The sequence below is a fragment of the Leptospira soteropolitanensis genome (assembly GCF_026151655.1).
Classification (GTDB): domain Bacteria; phylum Spirochaetota; class Leptospiria; order Leptospirales; family Leptospiraceae; genus Leptospira_A; species Leptospira_A soteropolitanensis.
In genome coordinates this window covers 1-5,981 of sequence record NZ_JAMQPN010000020.1, presented here as the reverse complement: position 1 = coordinate 5,981, position 5,981 = coordinate 1, and the positions used below count along the sequence as shown (strand labels likewise).

The window sequence follows — 5,981 nt, the reverse complement described above, 5'->3', positions numbered from 1 at the left end:
CGGGACGTTAGGGACTGGCATGTAGCTTGCGTAAGCAAGGCGAATGCCAGAAGGGGAATTTGCCGTAGGCCGAGCGAGGCCTTGTGCCGAAGCGTAGCGGTAAGTCGCTGTTATGCGACGTGCATTACTTCATCCTTATAAGTATTAGATGTTTAAAATTGAAAAGATATAATCTATCATTTATGTAAATATTTATATTAGGGTATTTTGGGTAAGTACCGATAGAGAGACTCTCGGGATCATCATATTTTTGTAATGGTATTTTCAGAACAGATTTTGAAACATTCTTTTTTAAAATAGGGAAATCACTTCCATTATTAAAAAATAGTTCAAATAATTGATTTTCTGAAAAATTCGGATCTGTTTCAATTGTTTTTTCACCGTCGATTGTATTGGAAATACGATTGAAGTAGAAAACGTAAATTTCATTTTCGATTGAAAGGAATGTTGTAAAATCACAATAAGACGGACAATGCAATTGGGAATACTTCCATAATTTTTTAGTTTCGCAAGTTTGCCAATTGAATTCGCTATACGTTAGGTTCCTATCATCAACTCCAAACCATCCAAGTTCAGTAAAGAATTGAATGCTGTTATTAGTAATTGCATGAAACCCATAAGCTAAAGCAAGAGGGAATTGGTGATTCGGACATTTTTTAAAATTCTTCTTTTTTTCATCACCAGCAATAATTTGTAATATCAGTTTATTTTCAATGTTATCGTATAATCTCAATTGGCAAATTCCAATATCTCTGTTTAAGGAAACTGGGAAATTTTCAGTACATCGTTCATCATAAAAGTTATGTTTTAAAAATTCTAGTCTGTGTTTATTATCTGGAGTAAAATATGATTTGAGAATATTGAAATTTTTGAGATCGGATTTATTTTGTGCATATAAAAAACCAAAATCATTAAGTAATAGAAGAATTGAAATTAAAGCGTATTTCATAAGATATTTTCCTATTAATTTTTTTCATTTTATTTAATGCATGTCGCATAACGAACTAGTATTAACGACGTTCCCCGACCCTGAGTCCCGGACGGGACGTTAGGGACTGGCATGTAGCTTGCGAACGCAAGGCGAATGCCAGAAGGGGAATTTGGCGTAGCCCGAGCGAGGCCTAGTGCCGAAGCGTAGCGGTAAGTCGCTGTTATGCGACGTGCTTGGATTTAACTGGCTTTGAGTTCTTTGTATTTCTTAATTGCTCTTAACTCGTTTTTCAATTCAAATTGCTTGATTTCTAGATCATAATGAGCTTGAATAGAGAGCCAGAACTCAGGAGAATTTCCGAAGAATTTAGAGAATCTCAGAGCCGTATCAGCAGTAATTGCTCTTTTTCCATGAATAATTTCACTAATTCTTTTTTGATCAATAAGAGTACTTTGTGCAAGTTTATAAGCGGATAATTCCATAGGTTTAAGAAAGTCTTCTAAGAGAATTTCGCCAGGATGAATGTTCATAAGTTCTTTATTCATACAGAATCTCCTTAATGATAATCTACAATTTCAACATTTTCGACAGAACCGTTATTCCAATGAAAACAGATTCTATATTTCATATTGATACTTATTGAATGTTGTCCAGCTCGGTCATCAGTAAGTTGATGAAGTCTGTTTCCCGGTGGTGTTTTTAAATCTTCTAGATTTTTAGCACTATCGATATGTATCATTTTCCTTCTAGCGGTTCTTTGAATATCCTAAGGGAATTTTTTAGATAGAGCACCATTCCAAATAGCTTCAGTTTCTTTGTCTCTGAAGGATTTTATCACTAGTCAATGCTGGTGTATTGAGATACTAGCGTCAAATACTATTACAGGGAATTCTGAGATTTTTAATTCAATGAAGTTTCCTTAAGAGCAGACTTTTTTTGGATTTCCAATATTTTATTTCAAACTGATTTGGGATTCAAAAGTTTATTTCCAAGCATGTCGCATAACGAAAAAGCTTACCGACGTTCCTCGTAGCTGAGCCTCAGTATGAGGCGTTAGCGTCGGCGCGATATTTGCGGAGGCAAAAAAGCGTGCCGGAGAGGAATGTGTCAGAGACCGAGCGAGGCCGTAAGTGCCGAAGCGTAGCGGTAAGCGGATGTTAATTGCAGTAGGTTTCTATTGAAATAGATATTAGTCGAAAGGGAAATCTCATCAAGCGCGAAAATTTTCGATCCGAATCTTTCTTTTCTTATAAATCTAGATTGGACTTAGCGAATTAGAAACTCATCTTTTTTCGTTTAATGGAAAAATATAAATCTTTAGCAAATCACAGTTTAATAAAAGAATCTTTGAAGAGAGTTTCCACTACAAAAAGGCAGTAATATATTAATTCCTCAACCCTCTCTAAAGAAAATTTTCGCGCGCATTTTTTGTATGATTTAACCTATTGCAATTAACGAACTAGACTTACCGAAGTTCCCCGACCCTGAGTCCCGTCGGGACGTTAGGGACTGGCATGTAGCTTGCGTAAGCAAGGCGAATGCCAGAAGGGGAATTTGCCGTAGGCCGAGCGAGGCCTTGTGCCGAAGCGTAGCGGTAAGTCGCTGTTATCTGCTGTGCCGCTATATAAATTTTAGATTATTCTATTAGCTTGGAGCTGATATTCTTCGGTTTGAGATATTTTTAATTTCTGTTATTAATAATTGAAGATCATAATTTTCTTTAACTATAATTAAGTGAACTTTATTCTTTCTTGCAATTTCTGCTTTTCTTAGATCTCTTTCAACTGTTTTGTCAAAATTACTTGCGCCACCAAAAAATTCAACAGGTTCAAAATGTTGTTTCCCATGGTATTCAACAGCTATTTTCCAGTTGGGGAACCAAATATCGAAATGTTGTCTTCCTAACCAGTCAGGTTGACCATGTTGAATTACTTTAGTAATAGGAAATTCTAATTCTAGTTTTCTGAATAATTCAGTTTCGGAAATCCAACCTTCGCCTATAAGTGGAACACCCATTTCTTTTCTTGCTAGGTTTTCTGCCTCCTTAGAGAGATTTTTTATTTGATCTAATTTACCATATGCAGAGTAGAAAGCCTCTATCTTAAAATCCATTTCTGGATTTTTTGGGATCACCGCACCACTAAAGAGTAGATGTGGGTAAAGTTTGTTTTCTATATTCCAACTATCAAATAAAAGAAACCAATTTTCATTATCTTTTGGAAATTTAGAAAAAATTTCTCTACATTTATCTTTGTATAGAGCTTCATTATTAACTATAAATTTACTTTTTCTACCTCCAACCATTAAAAGTATATCAATTGGGTTTGCTTCTAGACCAATTTTCTTTTGTATGTTAAGACGTAGGTTTGATATGTGTGTAGCTGTTCCGTATGGTAATTTAGGTTCAGTTTTTTCTAAATAAATTTCATATTTTTTTAAACCAAGCAAACAATCATGTGCCCATAATAAACAATACTCTGATAATTTATTTTCATGGGCGTAGATTTCAGATAAATATATTAAATATTCACTGAGATTTTCAAAACCTAGTTTATTCCACCTTGAAATTAATTTATATAAGAAAAGAAATACGTAACTTATATTTCCTGCAATGTCAATATACTCACCTTTTATTAATGATTGTTCTACTCTTTTGTAAAATTCCGATTGTTCGGCATTCATTATATCTTCTGAAGGAAAGTAAGTATTAAAAGCCGGTATCTCCATCTAATAGTGTTCCATTTTTTGTTTATTTTTTATGATTTTGCGGCATTGCAGATAACGAAATAGCCTTAACGAAGTTCCCCGACCCTGAGTCCCGGAACGGGACGTTAGGGACTGGCATGTAGCTTGCGTAAGCAAGGCGAATGCCAGAAGGGGAATTTGGCGTAGCCCGAGCGAGGGCTTGTCCCGAAGCGAAGCGTTAAGGCGCTGTTATACGCCGTGCCTCAGTACTAGATTCTAATTTTCTGTATCATAGTTGAATTCGACTTTTGATTGGATTATTATTTCATCTAAAATAGAATTTAGATGGCCTGCTCTGGTGGAAGAATCAAATATTTCAATTAAATTTGGAATATTGATTATTTCTTCAATGCACATCATATAGCTATGAACAACCACATCAATGCCATATTTTTTATGTGCATCAAGTTCCAGCTTATTACGTAGTAATTCAGAACTTTCCATGGATTTTATCACAAACGTTATAGGATAGCGCTCTATTTTATCAATATCTAAAAAGTATTTTGTAACCTCAACGGTTTCGGTTACTTGAAAGAACCTTCCCAACGGTTTCATTACAAAATCTATTCCACCATCATTTGCATTTGTTCTCCCCGTTTTGTATAATTTTAAGTAATCTTCGTTTAATGAAGTGGTATCAAATCCCCAATATAGTTTTTGATCTAGATAAAAATATTTTAGAATAGAATAACTTACAATTTCAAATAATCGTGCGTCAGAATTAGGGGAAAGTAAAGAGAGTATAAATGTTTGTGCAGATTCCTTATCGTGATCAATTATCGTTTTTAATGTTTCGCAAGCTTCTATGAATTTATCGAAAGAATCTTTTTTAGATTTTATATATTCTTCTATGATTTCTAAAATTGCTTCGCAAAGATTGAAATTTTTCTTTTTAACCTTTACAATGATTAAATTTTCGTTAAACCAATAACGATTTTTTTTAAGATCTCTAACGATAGGGATATATTCGGTGGTGGGAAAAAATTTCCTGAATTCTTCATTTAAGCGATGATTTAAAGCATGATTTTGAAGTTTAGAACCAAACGGGAGTTCCCTTTGTCTTGAGAAAAGATCACCAAAAGTTGCTCCTTCGTATTTAGAATAATTGGGATTTTCAATAAATCCTTTTAATTTATAATCTTCCAATAGCACATAAATAGCATATAAATTACCAAAACTAGATCTTGATTTAGATCCGCTGTTAGCAGATTTTGTCTTGTTGGTTATGTATTTAAGTAAATCGCTTGAGTTAAATATTGTTTGCGCGTCATCATTGAAATATTTATCAAGAATTTCTTGAATCTTTTCTGAAAATTGTGGTTCAGTGGTCATTGATTAAATAATGAAGGCAAAGTTGGTTCTAATTTCTTATTTTCGAAACTTCTTTTCTCTTTTTCCAATTGAATTCCATCAAGTTCCTGTATAATATTCAGTCTTCTTAATCCAATTTTTGCGTATTCTCTGTTAATTTCTATGCCTATACTTTTCCGATTTAAAGATTTTGCCACAAATGATGTAGTAAATGTGCCGGAGAAAGGATCCAAAATCGTATCATTAGAATTAGAACTTGCTTTTACTATCCTATCCAATAAAGCTATTGGTTTTTGAGTTGGATGATTTTCATATTCATCCATTCGGTATCGTACTCTAGGAAATTCCCATACATTACCTGGAACCTTTTCAGAACTATAGACAGTTGGAATTTTTTTTCTATAATCAATTAATTTTCGTTTAGATCCTGTTTTCGCCTCTACGAGAATATCATTTGCGTTAAAGGTATAATTTTCTTTATCTTTTACACAAAATAAGATTGGTTCATACATTGATCCATAAAATTTTTTAGCTTGGACACCCGAACTATCATAGCTCCAAATTATCCTAGACAAGATGTTAATTTTTTCGCGTAAATAAATGTCGAAATAGGGCATAAATTGGGTAGATGTCATTACGTAGAAAGATCCTGTTGGTTTTAATTTTTTTATACATAAATCCAACCACTGGTAACACCACGTTAAATATTCATTATCAGAGTCCCATTTATCTCTTAATCCATTGAAATTTTTTCCAATATTATATGGTGGATCAGCAAAGATTAAATCGATAGAATTATCTTCAATATATGAATCGAGAGCAATAATTGCATCCCCTTGGATAATTTTATGACCATCAGACTGAAAAACATCCATAATAGGACATAATACTATCCTTCTGAAATTCTGCAACACTCAATTTAGATCAAAAAATATCATTATCTTACTTTTCTTGACCATAGTTCAGCCGTTGATTTACTTTTGAGGCATGGCGT

General features: G+C 33.5%; 6 protein-coding genes. All 6 read right to left on the bottom strand.

The window, feature by feature from the left end:
• Positions 1 to 124: 124 nt before the first annotated feature.
• On the bottom strand, positions 125 to 949 hold the full coding sequence (locus tag ND811_RS18655) for a hypothetical protein (RefSeq protein WP_265353460.1): 825 nt from the start codon (positions 947 to 949) through the stop codon (positions 125 to 127).
• A 221-nt stretch (positions 950 to 1,170) separates the two neighbouring features.
• Complete coding sequence (locus ND811_RS18650) at positions 1,171 to 1,476, bottom strand: HigA family addiction module antitoxin (RefSeq protein ID WP_012389218.1); 306 nt, start codon at positions 1,474 to 1,476, stop codon at positions 1,171 to 1,173.
• Positions 1,477 to 1,487: 11 nt separating this feature from the next.
• Entirely contained in the window at positions 1,488 to 1,694 is a 207-nt protein-coding gene (locus tag ND811_RS18645; protein ID WP_265353465.1) for a type II toxin-antitoxin system RelE/ParE family toxin, read from the bottom strand.
• 881 nt (positions 1,695 to 2,575) lie between these two features.
• The gene (locus ND811_RS18640) at positions 2,576 to 3,613 is read right to left on the bottom strand and encodes a hypothetical protein (protein ID WP_265353461.1); all 1,038 of its coding nucleotides are present in this window, start codon (positions 3,611 to 3,613) and stop codon (positions 2,576 to 2,578) included.
• Between the two features lie 279 nt (positions 3,614 to 3,892).
• Positions 3,893 to 5,008, bottom strand: a complete 1,116-nt coding sequence (locus ND811_RS18635; protein ID WP_265353462.1) for a restriction endonuclease — start codon at positions 5,006 to 5,008, stop codon at positions 3,893 to 3,895.
• Entirely contained in the window at positions 5,005 to 5,862 is an 858-nt protein-coding gene (gene yhdJ / locus ND811_RS18630; protein WP_265353463.1) for an adenine-specific DNA-methyltransferase, read from the bottom strand. The genes ND811_RS18635 and yhdJ overlap by 4 nt, the downstream gene beginning before the upstream one ends.
• Positions 5,863 to 5,981 lie beyond the last annotated feature (119 nt).